The sequence below is a fragment of the Delftia acidovorans NBRC 14950 genome (genome assembly GCF_001598795.1).
Classification (GTDB): Bacteria; Pseudomonadota; Gammaproteobacteria; order Burkholderiales; family Burkholderiaceae_C; genus Comamonas; species Comamonas acidovorans.
This window is the reverse complement of the sequence record NZ_BCZP01000008.1, coordinates 25,196-43,041: the sequence shown is the minus strand read 5'-3', so window position 1 is coordinate 43,041 and position 17,846 is coordinate 25,196. Positions and strand designations below refer to the sequence as shown.

At 67.2% G+C, this 17,846-nt stretch carries 16 protein-coding genes and 1 tRNA gene; 10 read left to right on the top strand and 7 right to left on the bottom strand.

The window, feature by feature from the left end; genetic code table 11:
* Positions 1-96: 96 nt before the first annotated feature.
* The 6 genes from DA1_RS12075 (at position 97) to DA1_RS29615 (ending at position 5,863) form a co-directional block, all read left to right on the top strand.
* Complete coding sequence (locus DA1_RS12075) at positions 97-1,242, top strand: FAD-dependent monooxygenase (protein WP_172642969.1); 1,146 nt, start codon at positions 97-99, stop codon at positions 1,240-1,242.
* Positions 1,243-1,388: 146 nt separating this feature from the next.
* Positions 1,389-2,105 carry a DsbC family protein gene (locus tag DA1_RS12070; protein WP_034390564.1) on the top strand — a complete coding sequence of 239 codons (717 nt, stop codon included), beginning with the start codon at positions 1,389-1,391 and terminating at the stop codon, positions 2,103-2,105.
* 130 nt (positions 2,106-2,235) lie between these two features.
* Entirely contained in the window at positions 2,236-4,155 is a 1,920-nt protein-coding gene (locus DA1_RS12065; protein ID WP_034390563.1) for a M61 family metallopeptidase, read from the top strand.
* Between the two features lie 74 nt (positions 4,156-4,229).
* Complete coding sequence (locus tag DA1_RS12060) at positions 4,230-5,009, top strand: enoyl-CoA hydratase (RefSeq protein ID WP_034390562.1); 780 nt, start codon at positions 4,230-4,232, stop codon at positions 5,007-5,009.
* Between the two features lie 129 nt (positions 5,010-5,138).
* A tRNA-Met gene (locus tag DA1_RS12055) sits at positions 5,139-5,215 on the top strand.
* Positions 5,216-5,698: 483 nt separating this feature from the next.
* Complete coding sequence (locus tag DA1_RS29615) at positions 5,699-5,863, top strand: hypothetical protein (RefSeq protein WP_162269877.1); 165 nt, start codon at positions 5,699-5,701, stop codon at positions 5,861-5,863.
* Positions 5,864-6,141: 278 nt separating this feature from the next.
* Here DA1_RS29615 and DA1_RS12050 read toward each other — a convergent pair whose 3' ends face one another.
* The 4 genes from DA1_RS12050 to DA1_RS12035 form a co-directional block, all read right to left on the bottom strand.
* Positions 6,142-7,341, bottom strand: coding sequence for a DUF1513 domain-containing protein (locus DA1_RS12050; RefSeq protein WP_034390561.1), 1,200 nt, complete (start codon positions 7,339-7,341; stop codon positions 6,142-6,144).
* Positions 7,325-8,410, bottom strand: coding sequence for an imelysin family protein (locus DA1_RS12045; RefSeq protein WP_034390559.1), 1,086 nt, complete (start codon positions 8,408-8,410; stop codon positions 7,325-7,327). Before DA1_RS12045 ends, DA1_RS12050 begins: the two co-directional genes overlap by 17 nt.
* Positions 8,410-9,921, bottom strand: a complete 1,512-nt coding sequence (locus DA1_RS12040; protein ID WP_034390558.1) for a di-heme oxidoreductase family protein — start codon at positions 9,919-9,921, stop codon at positions 8,410-8,412. The genes DA1_RS12045 and DA1_RS12040 overlap by 1 nt, the downstream gene beginning before the upstream one ends.
* A 104-nt stretch (positions 9,922-10,025) precedes the next feature.
* On the bottom strand, positions 10,026-11,222 hold the full coding sequence (locus DA1_RS12035; RefSeq protein ID WP_034390556.1) for an imelysin family protein: 1,197 nt from the start codon (positions 11,220-11,222) through the stop codon (positions 10,026-10,028).
* A gap of 727 nt (positions 11,223-11,949) precedes the next feature.
* Between DA1_RS12035 and DA1_RS12030 the strand changes: the two genes are divergently transcribed.
* Positions 11,950-13,107, top strand: coding sequence for an MFS transporter (locus tag DA1_RS12030; protein ID WP_224986381.1), 1,158 nt, complete (start codon positions 11,950-11,952; stop codon positions 13,105-13,107).
* Between the two features lie 93 nt (positions 13,108-13,200).
* Here DA1_RS12030 and DA1_RS12025 read toward each other — a convergent pair whose 3' ends face one another.
* From DA1_RS12025 to DA1_RS12015, 3 genes are all read right to left on the bottom strand, one after another.
* A complete protein-coding gene (locus tag DA1_RS12025) occupies positions 13,201-13,611 on the bottom strand; it encodes a hypothetical protein (protein ID WP_034398186.1) in 411 nt (136 codons plus the stop codon).
* Positions 13,612-13,718: 107 nt separating this feature from the next.
* Positions 13,719-13,994, bottom strand: coding sequence for a hypothetical protein (locus tag DA1_RS12020; RefSeq protein WP_034390552.1), 276 nt, complete (start codon positions 13,992-13,994; stop codon positions 13,719-13,721).
* Between the two features lie 181 nt (positions 13,995-14,175).
* Positions 14,176-15,000, bottom strand: coding sequence for a TOBE domain-containing protein (locus tag DA1_RS12015; protein WP_034390550.1), 825 nt, complete (start codon positions 14,998-15,000; stop codon positions 14,176-14,178).
* A gap of 103 nt (positions 15,001-15,103) precedes the next feature.
* On the opposite strand from DA1_RS12015, the gene modA reads away from it, so the two are divergent.
* The 3 genes from modA (at position 15,104) to modC (ending at position 17,824) form a co-directional block, all read left to right on the top strand.
* Positions 15,104-15,865, top strand: coding sequence for a molybdate ABC transporter substrate-binding protein (gene modA, locus DA1_RS12010; protein ID WP_013804075.1), 762 nt, complete (start codon positions 15,104-15,106; stop codon positions 15,863-15,865).
* A gap of 151 nt (positions 15,866-16,016) precedes the next feature.
* Entirely contained in the window at positions 16,017-16,697 is a 681-nt protein-coding gene (gene modB, locus DA1_RS12005) for a molybdate ABC transporter permease subunit (protein WP_034390547.1), read from the top strand.
* Positions 16,694-17,824 carry a molybdenum ABC transporter ATP-binding protein gene (modC, locus tag DA1_RS12000; RefSeq protein ID WP_034390545.1) on the top strand — a complete coding sequence of 377 codons (1,131 nt, stop codon included), beginning with the start codon at positions 16,694-16,696 and terminating at the stop codon, positions 17,822-17,824. Before modB ends, modC begins: the two co-directional genes overlap by 4 nt.
* The last annotated feature ends 22 nt before the right edge of the window (positions 17,825-17,846 follow it).

Sequence of the window (17,846 nt, the reverse complement as noted above, 5' to 3'; positions counted from 1 at the left end):
GCCAGATGGCGACGCAGGCTGCGGCAGATCACGCCAAAGCCGGAGTTTGCGCCAGTTGGAATCCCCGGCATGGCCCGGACTCCTACAATGCCGGCCATGGCGCAAACCTTTGATGTATGTATACGCGGGGCCGGCATTGCAGGCCGGACCCTGGCTCTCCTGCTGGCCCGGGAACGGCTGCGCGTGGCCCTGGTGGTGGCCGCGCCGACCGGCAACGCGCCCGATGTGCGCGCCTACGCGCTCAATGCCAGCGCACGCGGCCTGCTGGACAGCCTGCGCTGCTGGCCCGATGACCAGCACGCCACGCCCGTGACGCAAATGGAGGTCTTTGGCGACCTTGACGGCCATGTGCTGTTCGACGCAGCCAGCCAGGATGTCGAGGCCCTGACCTGGATCGTTGATGTGCCCGCGCTGGAGCAGCGCCTGGCCGAGGCCGTGCGCTACCAGCCCATGGTCGAGGTGGTGGACCAGCCTGTGGCGGCGCCGCTGACGGCCATCTGCGAGGGCCGCGCCAGCCGCACGCGCAGCGAGTTCGGCGTGGACTTCGCCGTCACGCCCTATGCACAGCACGCCATCGCCACCCGGCTGCACTGCGAGCTGCCGCACGGACAGGTGGCGCGACAGTGGTTCACGCCCGAAGGCATCCTGGCCCTGCTGCCGCTGGACGGCCCGCAAGGCCACAGCGTGGCCGTGGTCTGGTCCATCGCCCGCGAGCTGGCCGACGGCTGGCTGGCCGCCGACACGCAGGATTTCACCGCGCGGCTGGAAGCCATCAGCCAGGGCGCGCTGGGGCGGCTGGAGCTGAGCGCACCGCGCATGGCCTGGCCGCTGCAGCAGGCCGTGGCCGACCACTGGTGCGGCTCCATGCCCGACGGCGATGCACGCTCGGCCCGCAGCTGGGTGCTGGTGGGCGATGCCGCCCACAACGTGCATCCGCTGGCAGGCCAGGGCCTGAACCTGGGCCTGGGCGATGTGCAGGCGCTGGCACGCGTGCTGCAGGAGCGCGGCTACTGGCGCAGCACCGGCGATCTGCGCCTGCTGCGCCGCTATGAACGCGAGCGCAAGGCCGCGCTGGCGCCCATGGGCCTGGCCATGGACGGGCTGCAGCAGCTGTTCAGCCGCTCCGAGGTGCCGGTGCAGATGCTGCGCAACTGGGGCATGAAGGGCTTCGAGCGCTTCGGCCCGCTCAAGGACTGGATGGCGCGCCAGGCCATGGGCCTGGACCCGCGCAGCGGCGCCTGAGCCTGGAGCCAAGCCGATCCCGTGCCGTTGAACCCTTTGCCGTTTTGCGACTCGTACCCCTGCTCCGTGGCGCCCCGCGCCGCGCAATCCCCCTCAACCACGGCGCGGCCGGCCTGAACGCGGCCCCGCCCACCCACCGCATTGCCATGAAACTCTTCGCCTGCCTGCTGACGGCCGCCAGCCTGACCTGGAGCCTCGGCGTCCACGCCCAGGACGCCAACCTGCGCAAGACGCTGACCGAGCGCATTCCCCAGCTGGAAAAGATCGACGAAATCCGCCCCACACCCATGTCCGGCCTGTTCGAAGTGCGCATCGGCACGGACCTGTTCTACACGGACGCCAAGGGCAACTACCTGATCCAGGGCGAGCTGATCGACACCAAGGCGCGCCGCAATCTCACCGAAGACCGCATGAACCAGCTGACGGCGGTGGACTTCAAGCAGTTGCCGCTCAAGGACGCCGTGACCATCGTCCACGGCAAGGGCGAGCGCAAGATGGCCGTGTTCGAAGATCCCAACTGCGGCTACTGCAAGCGTTTCGAGCGCGACCTGCAGACCGTGGACAACGTCACCATCTACCTGTTCCTGTACCCCATCCTGAGCCCCGACTCGGCCGAGAAGTCGCGCAACATCTGGTGCGCCAAGGACCAGGCCGGTGCATGGGCTGACCACATGCTGCGCGACAAGGTGCCGGCCGCCGCCCAGTGCGACACCTCGGCCGTGCAGCGCAACCTGGCCTTTGGGCGCAAGTACAAGATCACGGGCACGCCCACCGTCATCTTCACCAACAACACCCGAGTGCCTGGCGCCATCAGCGCCCAGGAAGTCGAGAAGAACCTGGCGGCAGCCGCAGCCGCGCGCTGACCGCCACCGGGCGGGCCCGGCGCCATGGATGCCGGGCCCGCCCACCTGATCCCCCTCGGCCGGAGCTTCCCGGCTCCAGCCCGCCGCAGCGGGCCCGGGCAGCCTCCAGGCCACACCTGCAGGAGCCCGAATGACCTCTCCCCTCGCCGCCACCGCCACTGCCGCAGCGGACATCCACTACCGCGTGCAGGCCCTTGATGTGGATGCGCACCTGTTCAGCGTGCAACTGCACATCGCCCGCCCGGCCGCTGGCCAGACCCTGTCGCTGCCGGTCTGGATTCCCGGCAGCTATCTGGTGCGGGAATTCTCCAAGAACCTCCAGGGCCTGTCTGCCGAGCAGGACGGCCGCCCCGTCACGCTGGCCCAGCAGGGCAAGAACCTCTGGCAGGCCGACTGCGACGCCAACACGCCCCTGGTGCTCCACTACCAGTTCTGCGCCTATGACAGTTCCGTGCGCACGGCCTGGCTGGACCGCCGCCGCGGCTTTTTCAACGGCACCAGCCTGTGCCTGCGCGTGCACGGCCAGGAAGATACGCCGCATACGCTGCAACTGCTTGCGTCGGACGCCACGGCATCGTGGCAGGTGGCGACCGGCCTGGACGCCGTGGACACCGATGCGCGCGGCTGGGGCCTGTACCGCGCCGCCCACTACGACGAATTGGTGGACTGCCCCGTGGAGATGGGCAGCTTCTGGCGTGGCGACTTCGTGGCCGCGGGCGTGCCGCACAGCTTCATCGTCGCGGGCGCCGCGCCCAGCTTCGACGGCGCGCGCCTGATTGCCGATGCACGCAAGATCTGCGAGACCGTGCTGGCCTTCTGGCACGGTACGGGCGAGCAGGCCACGCCCGCGCCCATGCAGCGCTACGTGTTCATGCTCAACGTGGTCGATGACGGCTATGGGGGCCTGGAGCACCGCAACTCCACGGCCCTGATCTGCGGCCGGCGCGACCTGCCGCGCGTGGGCGAGCGCAAGGCCGCCGAGGGCTACACCACCTTGCTGGGCCTGATCAGCCACGAGTACTTCCACACCTGGAACGTCAAGCGCCTGCGCCCGGCCGAATTCGCACGCTACGACTACGGGCAGGAGAACTACACCGAGCTGCTGTGGTTCTTCGAAGGCTTCACCAGCTACTACGACGACCTGCTGCTGCGCCGCGCCGGCCTGATCGACAACGCCCAGTACCTCAAGCTCATCACGCGCACCATCAACCAGGTGCTGCAGACGCCGGGCCGACACCTGCAGTCCGTGGCCCAGGCCAGCTATGACGCCTGGGTCAAGTACTACCGCCAGGACGAGAACACGCCCAACCAGACCGTCAGCTACTACACCAAGGGCTGCCTGGTCGCACTGGCCCTGGACCTGCAACTGCGCCGCGAAGGCCGCAGCACGCTGGACGACGTGATGCGCGTGCTGTGGCAGCGCTGCCAGGGCGGACCCATGCGCGAGGCCGACGTGCTGGCCGTGCTGCAGAACCTGGGCGGGCGCAGCTTCGCGCCCGAGATCACGCAATGGGTGCACGGCACCGACGACCTGCCGCTGGCCGAGCTGCTGGCCGCGCACGGCGTGCAGGCCAAGGCCGAACCGGCGCAGACTGCCCAGCGCCTGGGCCTGCGCGTGCAGGAAAGCCAGGGCATCACCATCAAGACCGTGCTGCGCGGCAGCCTGGCCGAGCGCGCAGGCTTCATGGCGGGCGACGAATGGCTGGCCATCGAGCTGCCCACCGGCGCCGAGGATTCACAGCCCGCGCGCTGGCGCATCACCCGGCTGGACGACGTGGCGCTTTATGCAGGCACGGCCCTGGACATCGTCGCCTGGGTGGCCCGCGACCGGCAGATCCTGGCCTTGACCCTGCCCTGGGGCTCGGGCCTGCTGTCCGAGGCCGCCGCCATGGTGGAGAAAACGGACAACGGCGATGCAAAAGCTGCCACATCCGGCACCCTGGCGGCGCCCGCCCCCAGCAATCTCGGACTGGAAATCACGGACGAGGAGACCGCTGGACGCTGGCTGGCCGGGCACACGGGCAGCGCGCAGGCGCCTGCCACGCCCTGAGCGGCGCATGCCGCCCCGCGCCGCCGGCCGGTTATTCTTGAGGATCACGACGACAACCCCAGCAGGAGACTCCCTTGGCCTACGAAATGATTGAAGTTCGCGTCGAAGCCGACAAGGTCGGCATCATCACGCTCAACCGCCCCAAGCAGCTCAACGCGCTCAATGACCAGCTCATGGACGAGCTGGGCCAGGCCCTGCAGGCCTTCGATGCCGATGAGGCCATCGGCTGCATGATCATCACCGGCAGCGAGAAAGCCTTTGCGGCTGGCGCCGACATCGGCGCCATGGCCAAGTACAGCTTTGCCGACGCCTACAAGGGCGACTACATCACGCGCAACTGGGAAGCCATCCGCTCCATCCGCAAGCCCGTGATCGCCGCCGTCAGCGGCTTTGCCCTCGGCGGCGGCTGCGAGCTGGCCATGATGTGCGACTTCATCATCGCCGCCGACAACGCGAAGTTCGGCCAGCCGGAAATCAAGCTGGGCGTGATCCCCGGCGCCGGCGGCACGCAGCGCCTGCCGCGCGCCGTGGGCAAGTCCAAGGCCATGGACATGGCCCTCACGGCCCGCATGATGGACGCCACCGAGGCCGAGCGCGCCGGCCTGGTCAGCCGTGTCGTGCCCTTCGACAAGCTCATGGACGAGGCGCTGGGCGCCGCCATCATCATCAGCGGCTTCTCGCAGATCGCCGTCATGGCGGCCAAGGAATCGGTGAACCGCGCCTTCGAGGGCTCGCTGGCCGACGGCGTCATGTTCGAGCGCCGCCTGTTCCACGCGCTGTTCGCCACCCAGGACCAGAAGGAAGGCATGGACGCCTTCGTCAACAAGCGTCCCGCCAACTTCAAGCATCTCTGAGCGGGCTGAAAGTCGCGCTACAATGCGCGTCTTCCGGCAAGGCGCAGCAAGCCTCTCGCAAAGAAATTTCGAGAAATTTGCACAACTTGCCGGATGGGCCGAAAATTCTGCATATAATTTAGGTCTTACGGCGCTTTAGCTCAGTCGGTTAGAGCGATGGAATCATAATCCACAGGTCCGCGGTTCGAATCCGTGAAGCGCCACCAAACAAAGAAAAGGGTCTACGTGCAAACGTAGACCCTTTTTTCTTGCCCCATCGCATGCGTCCGCGCCGGACAACTGCGACGACACGCCCTCTTGCCCCCGGTCGGCAGCGCATCCCGGGATGCCTGCCGCCAGCCAGCAACGCGGGATGAACAACATTTCTTTCGGCACTTGCACCAGCCCAGCCAGGCCCCACGCAACTGCGTGGCTCGGCGGTCGCTGCAAGCACAACCTGTGCTGCGCTGCACTCTCCCCAAAAATCAGAAAAATCCTAGAAATATGGATTCACTGTGATTTCCAACGGAAAAACATGCCAGGCACTCGTATTTTTCGAGCAACACGAAAAATCCATCGGACTATTCCCAGAAATCAGAAAATATTACTAAGACCATTCCTAGTCACAAAATTTACTGCCTTTGTGCGGCACGCATTAATTTGATCTAATCTCAATGCAGTCTTTTGCTGCTTTTTCAAGGAGTATTTCAATGGCAGAAATCGGCACACTCGCCAAAACAGGTGAAAATTGTCCAGAAAGTGGCACCTGGGAGTCCCAGGACAAACCTTCGACCACAGCACCCATTGCAAAGGGCAACACCATGCCACCGCACAATGGTCATGCTGTCACATGGAAGTTGATCCAAAAGACCTGAGGCCATCTGGCATGCTGCCATGGCAGTAGTCATGGCAGCGACGATCAGGAAATTGATTCAATGGACTTGAATCAATTTCATAGGGATTCAGTACCGGGAGCTGAGCCCACATTCATTGAATATCAACCAGGAGTTGATTTCAACAGGATCGGCATCTGAAAATCAGGATGAAGCATGGAATCCGTGAATTCTTGCGAGATATCCAGGCATAGTCAAATTCAAGCGGCCGTCATGTGACGCCCGCTTGAATATCAAATATGAGATTGCACCAAACTGCGTCAATGACGCATGAGCGCAATCCAGTGATTATCCAACGCCATTCCAGGCACCGGCACCGTGCGCAGCACCTGGCCGCGCTGGCGCAATTGGGCCTGGCGTGCGCCGCCCATCCACAGCGCGGGCTCGGCAGGCAGGGGCCGGCCCTTGGCATCCAGCGAGACACTTGCGTTGGCCACGCAGTACACGCCCGGCATGGCATCGCCGCGCAGCCAGCGGCCGCTGGCCTGGCCGCTGTCGGGCACCTGCCACCAGGTGACGGTGTTCACGCGCGGGCAGCTGACGGCGAAGAGCTGGCCGTCGCAGCCTATGTCGCCGCCATAGCCGGCCAGGGGCTCGCGCCCTTCGGGCAGGGGCACGGCATGCAAACGGTGGCCATCGAACAGGGCCAGCACGGGCGCGGCGGCGCGCGCTTCGGTGTCGCGGTGCTCGGCCTGCAGCGCAATGCCCAGCCAGCGGCGTGCTGGCGCGTGGGCGACCTGCGGGCCCCAGGCCAGGTGGCGCAGGCTCAGGCGGTTGTCGTCCAGCTTCCACAGGCCGGCGCGGGCGCCGCCTTCGGCCGGCAACAGCCGCGCGATGGAGGAGTCCATGTGGTCCAGCTGCAGCTTGCGCCGGCCGGTTTCGGACTGCGTGGGAATGCCGCCGTTGGCGACCATGAGCGTGCCGTCGGCGTCCAGCAGCAACTGGTGCGGGTCCATGCCGCCCGTGCGCCATTCGGCGATCTTCTCCAAGGTGATGGCATCGCGCACGCCGATCAGGCCCTGGGCATCTTCCAGGTCGGTCTCGGTGGTGTAGAGATGGCGGCCATCGGCGCTTTCGATGACATGGCCGTTGAAGAAGCGGTCGGGCTCGATCCACTGCCACTGCGCATCGTCGGCGGCCTGTCCCGGCTTCAGGCGTACCAGCCAGTCACCGGGGCGGCGGCTGGCGAAGACCACGGAGCCGTCGCGCAGCGCGGCCATGCCATGGGCGCGCGTGGGCACATCCAGGGCCTGCAGCACCTGCAGCGGCCTGTCCACCTGCGCACTGGCCTGCACGATGCCGACACGCATCTGCTCGCCCTGCATCCAGGCCGCAGCCAGCGACCGTGCCGGCCCGGACGGCCTGGCCGCATGGGAGGTTGCCAGCGGCATGGCAGCCAGCAGCCCCATGCCCTGCAGCCAGCGGCGGCGATTCAGCGCCTGCTCAATCCCCGTCGGCATCCGAGAACCCGATGTTGACTTCCAGCGCAGGCGCCACCTCGCCTTCCATGAGGCGCTTGAGGCGCGACAGCGGCTTGGTCGCGGCATCGACGGCCTTGGCGCTCGGCTCGGTCAGGGCGCGCATGCCGGCATCGGCCTCGTTGACTGCCTTGAGCCAGCGATCGGCCAGCGGGTTGAGGCCACGGCCGCGCAGGTAGGACTCGATGGGCACGATGTCCACGCCGGGCTGGGGCACCTTGCGGTCCACGCTCACGGCCAGCGTGCGCAGGCCCTGCCAGTGCGCGCGCCAGATCTCCAGGGTGCTGCCGCTGGCGAGATGCTCCCAGGCGGGCGGTTTGCTGCCCGCACTGCCCGCACTACGCAAAGGCTTTTCCATGTCCGCCCAGCGCAGGCGCTCCAGGCCGCCCACCCACTGGTTGATGAACTCGGCCATGGCTTCGGTGGTGGCATCGCCGTCCTCGGACCAATCCTGGGCCGCGAGCTTCGCAAAGCCGTTGCTGAGGATGCCCATCTCGGCGCCGATTTCCTCGGACACCAGGGTGGCATAGGCGCAGGCCGGCGTCTGCGGCTCCACGGGCTGGGTCCACAGCAGGTTCTCGAGCGCCGGGTATCCCTTGGCGGGTGCGCCGATGCGCTCCATGGCAGCCAGATCGGCGGGGGCCGACTGTATGGCCTTCTTGAGCAGGGCCGGGCGCATGGGGCGGAAGTCCACCAGACGCGCCGAGCGGCGCTCCACCAGCGGCCCCAGGGCCACGGCCGAGAGGCTGCTCCACTGCCGCGACGATTGCACATAGGCCTGGCGCGCCGTCTGCAGCGTGGCGGCAGCCGATCCCGCAGGTGCCGCGCAGTGCGCGCGCAGCGCCTGGCTCAGCGCCTGGGCGGATGCCTGCGCGGCCTTGGCCTGGGGCGAGAACCATTGACCGTACAGCCCCTGCACGGCGTGGGCCGTGTTGTAGAAGGGAATGGCCATGTTGGCATCCACTTCCTGGGCATGGACCGGGGCGGCGGCCAGCAGCGCCAGCGCGGCGGCACAAAGGATTTGGCGAGGGGTCATGCGCATGTCTTGCATCAGAGGGACTCCACAAATTTGACCAGGGCTTCACGGTCTTCGGCGCTGAACTGGCGAACCTGTTCGCGCGCGGCTTCGGCCTCGCCGCCGTGCCAGAGGATGGCTTCGAGCACGCCGCGCGCACGGCCGTCGTGCAGCAGGCGCTGGTGGTTGTTGACATCGGGCAGCAGGCCTATGCCCCACAGCGGCGGCGTGCGCCACTGGCGGCCTGAGGCCTTGAAGTCGGGCCGGCCATCGGCCAGCGCATCGCCCATGTCGTGCAGCAGCAGGTCGGTGTAGGGCGCAATGGTCTGGCCCGACAACCCCTTGCTGCTGAGTGCCGGCGACAGCGCGGGAAACAGCTCCCCGCCGGTCTTGTACGAGGGCCGGTGGCACTGCGCACACTGTGCCTGGTGGAACAGTGCCTCGCCACGGCGCACGGCCGGGTCGCTGGCGTTGCGCCGTGCAGGCGGCGCCAGCGTGGCCTGGTAGAAGATCACGTCGTCCAGCACGCGGTCCTCGATCTCCACGCCCTCGGCGCCGTTGCCGTTGGGCGCTGCCAGGCAGTCCTTTTGTGCGGGCGTGCAGGTCTGGTGCGGGAAGCGCTTCGATGTGATGCCGATATCGCCCAGGAAGGCCGAAGCCGTCTGGTGGGCAATGGAGGCCACGTTGGCCTTCCAGCCGAAGCGGCCCAGCATCATGCGTTCGCCGTAGGCATCCCAGACATAGTTGGGCTGGCCCTTGATGGGGCCGCCCAGGGCCGCCTGGGCGGCAGCGTTGGCCAGGATCTCGGACTCCGGGATGTGCTCCAGCAGGCCCAGGCCGATGACCTGGGGCGCAATGCGCGGGCTGGTCATCAGGTTTGCGGCCAGGGGGCCGTAGTTGAGCGCAGCCAGCTCGTAGACCGGCTTTTCCAGCGTGTAGGCCGTGCCGTCGGCAAAGCGGCCATGCACCTGTTCATAGCGGATGCGCAGCTGGCCCTCGCCCTTGACGCCAAGCACGCCCTCGGTATTGAACTGGTCGCCATAGACCGGGTCCGGCACCGGGCTGCCGTGCGGGCCTTCGCCCGGAATGGACAGCCGCATGAGCAGGCCCGCGAAGGGCTGGGGCTTGAGCGGGTTGTGGAAGTCGGGCGGCTGGGCGCGGCCGTCCTGCACATGGCAGCCGCCGCAGGAGCGCGCCAGGAAGTGCGGGCCCAGGCCATCGCGCGCCGTGGTGGAGGCCGGGGCCTGCACCCAGTTGCGCTTGAAGAAGGAGTTGCCGATGACAAAGCGCGTGCGCTCTGCATCCTCCAGGTTGGCGGCAGGCAGCGAGAAGGCGTTGCGGCCCGTGGCGTGGACCGTGGTCTGGCCGCCCGGGGGCAGGGGCTCGCCGGGCGCCGCGAACAAAAGAGCTGGATCGGGAGCTGGATCGGGAGCAGGCTGCGGTGCTGGCGCGCGCGCTGGAGCGGCAGCCACCGTGTCCTGCTGTTGGGCCGAGCAGCCCATCAGGACCAGGGAGGCAGCGACCAGCAGCGAGGGGGAGAGATTCATGGGTGGGGACGTCCCTGGAAAAGCCAGGGCCGCCGAACCCTTTCGGGGGCGGCGGCCTTGGCACATGGGCGCAGGAATGGATGGACGCTGGCGGGGATGTTCTTTTAGTTGGCCTTGGGGTCCACCAGGTTGAGCTGGGTGATGCCGACGGCATTGGCAGCCTCCACCAGGTCCTTGCTCTGCTGGACCAGGCTGTCGATGGTGGCCTGGATCTTGGCGCGCGAGGCCGAGTCGCGTGCGCCCTGTATGGCCTGGTCGAACGGCGCGGGAATGGCCTGGGCCGCCTGCACCGACTGCATGATCTGGCGCGTGGTCCTGTCGGCCAGCGCGCTGTCCTTGGAGGCCACCCAGTCCTTGATGCCAGGGCCTTTCAGCTCGCTGCCATCCAGGCGCTTGTAGCTGCCCTGCCAGACGTTGAGGATGCCCTGGGCATTGGTCACCGCATCGCGGTGCGTGTTGTCCGAGAAGCAGGAGTGCTCGTCTTCCTGGTCGCGGCTGGCCAGGGCCACTTCCAGGCGCTCGCCGGCCAGCTCGCCGCGCGACAGCGAACCCAGGCCCACGAAGATGCGGCGCAGCGCATCGTCGGGCTTTTTCTCGAACTGGGCGCGGAAGTTCTTGGGCGAGCCGGGCTTCCACTGGTCGGCCACGGATTGCAGGTCCTCGATCAGCAGCGCGGTCACCACCTTCAGGTACTCGCGGCGGCGGTCGGCATTGGACTTCTTGCCATCGACAAAGTCGGTGTACGGACGCGCGCCCGGCCCCTTGTCGTTCAGGTCCTGGCCCCAGAGCATGAACTCGATGGCGTGCCAGCCGGTGGAAACGTTCTCCTCGCCGTCATGCTCGTTGAGCTCGGCCAGGCGCTTCTTGGTGATGGCTTCCTTGCGGTTGTTGATGATGCCGGCGTTGGGATTGCCTTCCACATAGTCCACATAGGACTCGTCCATGGGCCAGGCGTTGATCTGGCCTTCGGGTCCTTCATCGTTGTCGATGGGACCGGCGTAGAAGCGGAAGGCCTCGGTCTGGCCGTAGTACTCCCGGGCATCCAGCCAGGCCTTGCGTGCCTGGTTCAGGCCCTGCTCGCTGGGCGCCGCCACAAAGGCCGCAATGGCTTTCTGCATGGTCTTGGCGGAGCTGATGGAGTCCGAGTAATTGGCGTGCACCAGGGTGCCGTAATGCTTGACCACCTCCGCAACGGAGAGGCTCTTCTTCACGGGCTGTTGAACGGTGCCGGCGGCTGCGGCCTGGCTCATCGGGGCGGCCGCGCCCAGGGCCAGGGCGGCTGCAATCAGGATGGGATGCATGGCAGAAAGGATCGGAGGTTGGAGAACTCGGAATGCCAAACTGTAATGAGAATTGTTTTTATTGGCAAAACCTGCGAGATATCGCCGCACTGCACCGCAAGGTCATAGACGGACCCGGGCAGATATGGGGCGCGCCAGCGGCGCAATGGCCGCAGCGGGCGCCAGCCTAGCACGAGCACCCTTGGCGCCCCGGCCAAAGACCCAGCGCCCTGGCATAAGCCCCGCAGCTTGCCTTGGCTGGCGACTTGCCTTACCATTGCGCCCGCTCGCATGGGCCGCCCTCTCCTCGCAGGGCCTGCCCACGGCCTCCAAGCCCTGATCGCCCGGCCGATTTCAGGGCTTTCGCTTTTTGCAGAAGCGGTCTTTTGGCGCTGCACCTTGCGCTCTGTCTTTGCGCGCAGCCCCTGCCATGCTCCGGCATGCCGGCCGCCCAGCTTGTTTTCCCACCAGGATTTCCCGTGCCCATCGCCACTCCAGGATGCCGCACACGCGCAGCGTGCCCGCACGCCGGCCCAGCCGGCGGCGCAGGCGTTTTGCGTGGTGCCGCACCCCAGCGAGAGCGCGCGCCGTCCTGGCTTTCAAGGATTTTCACGTGACCACCACTTCCTCCGGGGCGCTCGCAGCCAATGCTGCCGGCGCCAGCACAGACACGCATGTCGGCACACATGCCACCCAGGTCAATGGCTACAGCTGGAAGGCCCTGGCCGGCTCGGCCGTGGGCTATGCCATGGACGGCTTCGACCTGCTGATCCTGGGCTTCATGCTGTCGGCCATTTCGGCCGACCTGCACCTCACGCCGGGCCAGGCCGGTTCGCTGGTGACCTGGACGCTGATCGGTGCCGTGTTCGGCGGCATCTTCTTCGGCCTGCTCAGCGACCGCTACGGGCGCATCCGCGTGCTGACCTGGACCATCATGCTGTTCGCAGTCTTCACAGGCCTGTGCGCCTTCGCCCAGGGCTACTGGGACCTGCTGGCCTACCGCACGATTGCGGGCATCGGCCTGGGCGGTGAGTTCGGCATCGGCATGGCACTGGCCGCCGAGGCCTGGCCCGCACGCCACCGCGCCCGCGTCTCGTCCTACGTGGCCCTGGGCTGGCAAATGGGCGTGCTGGGTGCGGCGCTGCTGACGCCGCTGCTGCTGCCCCTCATCGGCTGGCGCGGCATGTTCCTGGTGGGCGTGATCCCGGCCGTGGTGGCATGGGTGATCCGCAACAAGCTGCACGAGCCCGAAGTCTTCGTGAAACGCCAGCAGTCCGCCACGCCCTCGGCCCGCGTGCCGGTGCTGCAAAGCCTGAAGCTGCTGGTGAAGGACCGCGCCACGACCAAGGTCAGCCTGGGCGTGATCGTGCTGACCTCGGTCCAGAACTTTGGCTACTACGGCATCATGATCTGGATGCCCAGCTTCCTGTCCAAGCAACTGGGCTTCAGCCTGACCAAGTCCTCGATATGGACTGCCGTGACCGTGGTGGGAATGATGGTCGGCATCTGGGTCTTCGGCCAGTTGGCCGACCGCATCGGCCGCAAGCCCAGCTTCCTGATCTTCCAGCTGGGCTCGGTCATCATGGTCGTGCTCTATTCGCAGCTGTCCGATCCCACGGCCATGCTCTGGGCAGGCGCCCTCATGGGCCTGTTCGTCAACGGCATGATGGGCGGCTACGGCGCCGTGATGAGCGAGGCCTACCCCACCGAGGCCCGTGCCACCGCGCAGAACGTGCTGTTCAACATCGGCCGCGCCGTGGGCGGACTGGGCCCGGTGGTGATCGGTGCGCTGGCCATGAGCTATTCGTTCCAGGTGGCGATCGCCCTGCTGGCGGCCATCTATGTGCTGGACATGCTGGCCACGGCCTTCCTGATCCCTGAACTCAAGGGGCGCGAGCTGTCCTGAGCGGCTCAGATTCTCCGGCTCAGAACGATGCCCCACAACGCAAAGAGCTGCCGATGGCAGCTCTTTTTTGTCCGGCAACCGGCGTGCCCAGGTTCAGCCGCCTTCGCTGCACTCCAGGTTTTCGATGCGATCTGCCGCCTCGCGGATGCCTTCCTGGAACATCTGGTCTCCCAGCATCACGGAGACCTGGCCCTCAAAGCCGCGCAGCTTGACCAGCGCTGCCTCGTAGCCGCCGCTGCCCATGCGCTTGAGCCCGCACAGCGCATAGAGCTTGGCCACGGGAGATCGGCGCGGATCGTCGATCACCGACAGCAGGACGGCATTGGCCTCGGGCCGCCTGAGCATGGCCTCCAGGTGCCGCTCCGCAGGCGAGATCTCGCCCGCGAACCCGACCAGCCCCAGGTTGAACTGCGAGGCGTCCAGCGGCGCCGGATCCAGCGGACGGGCCATGGCCGGGGTGGACAGGAACAGGCAGATCAGGGCGGCGGACAGGGTGGTCTTCATGGCAGGGGCAAGGCCGTGGATGGCCTGGTGAGGCAGTCGAAAAGGATCTTCGATGCAAAGCGTGGCGGCAGGTTCCCCCATCACCGCCTTCACCGCCTTCACCGCCTTCATCCGCCAAACAGCCAGCCTGCGGCCAGCGTGCCGGCATAAAACAGCAGCAGGGTCACAGGCACCAGATGCCAGCCCCAGACCCGGAACCACCAGTGATTGAACCAAGTCACCAGCGCACCGATGACGGCGCAGATGGCCAGCGCATCCAGCCGCTGCCGAAAACTTTCAGCAACACCTTCGGACGCGAAGAAGATGAACGCCGCGATGAAGGAACACAGCAAGGCGGTGTAGACCGCCACTTTCTCTTGCCTGCGCAATTTCAGGATGCTCATGGAGGGCCAGGGAGGTTTCGATGATTCGGTCGCCAGAAAAGCCCGCGCCGCCAGAGCGCGCAGGTTTCACAGCGGCGCAATTCTTCGTATACCGCCCTGAATGCGCCATCAGACCCGTCCGAATCTGCAGCCACTGCTGCGCATGCGCAACGCGCTGCTGCTCCTTCAACACTCCATCCGCTCAATCAGCCACGGCCAGCACCACGGCGGACTCCGGCACCGTCAGCCAGACCTTGCGCCCTGCGCGCAAGGTCCAGGACTCGCCCTCTGCCGGCTCGGCCGCGTAACCCACGCCGCTACCGCCCCAGGGCAGTTGTGCCACCACTTCACGCGGCCCCACCCTGTCGGCCCGGGCCACGCGCTGCACCTGGGCGGGCCAGGCATTGGCCTGGGCATGCACATCGGAGCGTGGCGCCGAAGGCAGCACCTGCACGGCTGCGGCCTTGCACAGCGCCATCAGGGGCAGGCCCGGCGCCAGGCCCAGCAACTGGGCGCTTTCTTCGGTGATGCGTGCGGCAATGCCTGATGCATCCCCGCCGCCGTCGGGCAGCAGCCAGACGCGGACCTGGGCGCCCTGCGCCTGCAGGGCACCAACCCGGCAAGGCCACAGATTGCGCATGCTGGTGCGCAGGCCCAGGCCGTGATTCACCGCAGCAGTTGCGCCTGACGGCTGGCCAAAGCGCTGCAGCACCTGCGCGCGCGCCTGCTCCAGCGCATCGGCCATGGCCAGCAGGGACTGCCCGGCCTCGGTGATGCGCGCGCCACCACCGCCGGCGCCGCCCACCGAGCGCTCCACCAGGGCACGGCCCGCCAGATTGGTCAGCACATCCAGCGCCTGCCAGGCCGCCTTGTAGCTGACACCCGCCTCGCGCGCGGCCTGGGAAATCGAATGCCCTGCCGCGATATGCCGCAGGATGGCGATGCGCCGGTCGGCCAGGTCATGGCCCAGCGCGGGCACCAGGTCTGAGGGAGAAGCGGGGGTTGCGGCAGTCATGCGCAGCATCATGCCCGCCAAGCGTTATTTCCCGCCAAGCAAAACGCCTGCACCCTGCATGCGCATTTTCAGGTCGTTACACTGCGCTATTCACCAACGGAATAGCGAGAGACCCATGAACGTGAACCAGCCCCTGCGTGCCACCGCCTTCGCCGCCCTTGCCCTGTTCGGCTGGGCCGCCGCGCAGGCCGCCGAAGTGTCGGTGGCCGTCGCCGCCAACTTCACGGCGCCCATGCAGAAGATCGCCGCCGAGTTCGAGAAGGACACCGGCCACAAGGCCCTGCTGTCCTTCGGCGCCACGGGCAAGTTCTATGCGCAGATCGTCAACGGCGCGCCCTTCCAGATCCTGCTGGCCGCCGACGACACCACGCCCGAGAAGATCGCCAAGGAAGGCCGTGGCCTGCCCGATTCGCGCTTCACCTACGCCATCGGCCAGCTGGTGCTGTGGAGCCCCAAGGCCGGCTATGTGGACGACAAGGGCGAAGTCCTCAAGACCGGCGACTACAAGCACATCGCCGTGGCCAATCCCAAGCTGGCGCCCTACGGCACGGCAGCCATGGAAGTGCTGAACAAGCTGGGCATCACGGCCCAGGTGCAGCCGCGCATCGTCATGGGCGAGAACATTGCCCAGACCTACCAGTTCGCGGCCACGGGCAATGCCCAGTTGGGCTTCGTGGCCCTGTCGCAGGTGATGGAAAACGGCAAGCTGCGCGAAGGCTCGGCCTGGCAGGTGCCCGGCTCCATGCACGAGCCCATCCGCCAGGACGCCATCGTGCTCAACAACGGCAAGGACAACGAAGCCGCCGCCGAGCTGATGAAGTACCTGCGCGCCGACAAGGCCCGTGCCATCATCCGCTCCTACGGCTATAGCTTCTGACACCTGTTGAGGCGCGCTTGCGCGCCTTGCCTCTCTCCTGGGGAGGGGTCGGCCGGCACGGGCCCGTGCTGAGCGTCGCTGAGCCGGGCCGCGCCGGTTTCGTGCGTTGAGTGAGATCCAACAGCGCTGCGAACCACTGAATTCTTCCCGCATGATTCTTACCGCCGACGACTACGCCGCCATACGGCTGACGCTGAAACTTGCCAGCGTGACCACGGTGCTGCTGCTGACGCTGTGCACGCCGCTGGCCTGGTGGCTGGCGCATACGCGCTCGCGCTGGCGCGGCCCGATTGGCGCCGTGGTGGCGCTGCCCCTGGTGCTTCCGCCCACGGTGATCGGTTTTTACCTGCTGGTGACCATGGGTCCCAACGGCCCCGTGGGGCAGCTGACGCAGGCGCTGGGGCTGAGCACCCTGCCCTTCACTTTTCCGGGCCTGGTCATCGGTTCGCTGGTCTATTCCCTGCCGTTCACGGTGCAGCCGCTGCAGCGCGCCTTCGAATCCCTGGGCACGCGGCCCATGGAGGCTGCGGCCAGCCTGGGCGCGGGGCCGCTGGACCGCTTCTTCACCGTGGCGCTGCCGCTGGCGCGGCCGGGCTTCATCACGGCGGCCGTGCTGACCTTTGCGCACACCGTGGGCGAGTTCGGCGTGGTGCTGATGCTGGGCGGCAATATTCCCGGCGTGACGCGCGTGGTCTCGGTACAGATCTACGACCATGTGGAGGCCATGGAGTACGCCCACGCCCACTGGCTGGCAGGCGGCATGGTGGTGTTCTCCTTCCTGGTTCTTCTGGCCCTGCACCTGTTGCAGCCGCGTGAGGAGCGCCGCGCATGATGACCGCCTCCTCTCCCTCCCTGATGTCCGACGCCGCGCACTCCCATCCCTCCTCGGAAATCATCGCAAACCTGGCGCTGGAGCGTGCCGACTTCCGCCTTGATGTGCAGCTGCAGTTGCCCGGGCGCGGCGTCACCGCCCTGTTCGGCCCCTCGGGCTGCGGCAAGACCACCTGCCTGCGCGCCCTGGCAGGACTGGAGCGCGCGCGCGGCCGCGTCGCCGTCAACGGCGAGGTCTGGCAGGACGATGCGGCCAGCCAATGGCTGCCCACGCACCGCCGTGCGCTGGGCTATGTGTTCCAGGAGGCCAGCCTGTTCCCGCACCTGACCGTGCGGCGCAACATCGACTACGGCATGCGGCGCACGCCGGCCGCGCGGCGCAAGGTATCCCAGGACCAGGCCGTGTCCCTGCTGGGCATAAGCCACCTGATGGACCGCATGCCCTCCACCCTGTCGGGCGGCGAGCGCCAGCGCGTGGCCATTGCGCGGGCGCTGGCCACCAGCCCGCGGGTGCTGCTGATGGACGAGCCCCTGGCCGCGCTGGACGCCCAGCGCAAGGCCGAGGTCCTGCCCTACCTGGACCAGCTGCGCCGCGAACTCGACATTCCCGTCCTCTACGTCAGCCACTCCATCGACGAGGTCGCTCGCCTGGCCCAGCACCTGGTGCTGCTCAAGGCAGGCGGCCTGGTCGCCGCCGGCGCCACCAGCGAGCTGCTGGCACGGCTGGACCTGCCCCTGAGCATGGGCGACACGGCAGCGGCCATGGTCAGCGCACAGGTCCAGCAGCACGATCCCGATGCACACCTGAGCACGCTGTCCTTCGATGGCGGGCGTCTGCGCCTTGTCATGGCCTCCCCGCGCCCCGTCGGCGAAACCGTGCAGTTGCGCGTGCAGGCACGCGATGTGAGCCTGAGCCTGCAGCACCCGCAAGACAGCAGCATCCTCAACATCCTCCCGGCCACCGTGCAGGAGCTGCGCGAGGACGGCCCGGGCCAGGTCATGGTCTCGCTGCAGCTGGGCCCGTCCCGCCTGCTGGCACGCATCACCCTGCATTCCGCCCGGCAGCTGGGCATTGCGCCGGGCATGCATGTCTTCGCCCAGATCAAGGGCATGGCATTGCTGGACTGAGCACGCGCGGCGGCGCCGATAT

Bases quoted from the DNA above. Each gene is read 5' to 3' on its own strand.
- DA1_RS12075 (WP_172642969.1), top strand. From the start codon at position 97: ATGGCGCAAACCTTTGATGTATGTATACGCGGGGCCGGCATTGCAGGC.
- DA1_RS12070 (WP_034390564.1), top strand. From the start codon at position 1,389: ATGAAACTCTTCGCCTGCCTGCTGACGGCCGCCAGCCTGACCTGGAGC.
- DA1_RS12065 (WP_034390563.1), top strand. From the start codon at position 2,236: ATGACCTCTCCCCTCGCCGCCACCGCCACTGCCGCAGCGGACATCCAC.
- DA1_RS29615 (WP_162269877.1), top strand. From the start codon at position 5,699: ATGGCAGAAATCGGCACACTCGCCAAAACAGGTGAAAATTGTCCAGAA.
- DA1_RS12050 (WP_034390561.1), bottom strand. From the start codon at position 7,341: ATGCCGACGGGGATTGAGCAGGCGCTGAATCGCCGCCGCTGGCTGCAG.
- DA1_RS12045 (WP_034390559.1), bottom strand. From the start codon at position 8,410: ATGCAAGACATGCGCATGACCCCTCGCCAAATCCTTTGTGCCGCCGCG.
- DA1_RS12040 (WP_034390558.1), bottom strand. From the start codon at position 9,921: ATGAATCTCTCCCCCTCGCTGCTGGTCGCTGCCTCCCTGGTCCTGATG.
- DA1_RS12035 (WP_034390556.1), bottom strand. From the start codon at position 11,222: ATGCATCCCATCCTGATTGCAGCCGCCCTGGCCCTGGGCGCGGCCGCC.
- DA1_RS12030 (WP_224986381.1), top strand. From the start codon at position 11,950: ATGGACGGCTTCGACCTGCTGATCCTGGGCTTCATGCTGTCGGCCATT.
- DA1_RS12025 (WP_034398186.1), bottom strand. From the start codon at position 13,611: ATGAAGACCACCCTGTCCGCCGCCCTGATCTGCCTGTTCCTGTCCACC.
- DA1_RS12020 (WP_034390552.1), bottom strand. From the start codon at position 13,994: ATGAGCATCCTGAAATTGCGCAGGCAAGAGAAAGTGGCGGTCTACACC.
- DA1_RS12015 (WP_034390550.1), bottom strand. From the start codon at position 15,000: ATGATGCTGCGCATGACTGCCGCAACCCCCGCTTCTCCCTCAGACCTG.
- modA (WP_013804075.1), top strand. From the start codon at position 15,104: ATGAACGTGAACCAGCCCCTGCGTGCCACCGCCTTCGCCGCCCTTGCC.
- modB (WP_034390547.1), top strand. From the start codon at position 16,017: ATGATTCTTACCGCCGACGACTACGCCGCCATACGGCTGACGCTGAAA.
- modC (WP_034390545.1), top strand. From the start codon at position 16,694: ATGATGACCGCCTCCTCTCCCTCCCTGATGTCCGACGCCGCGCACTCC.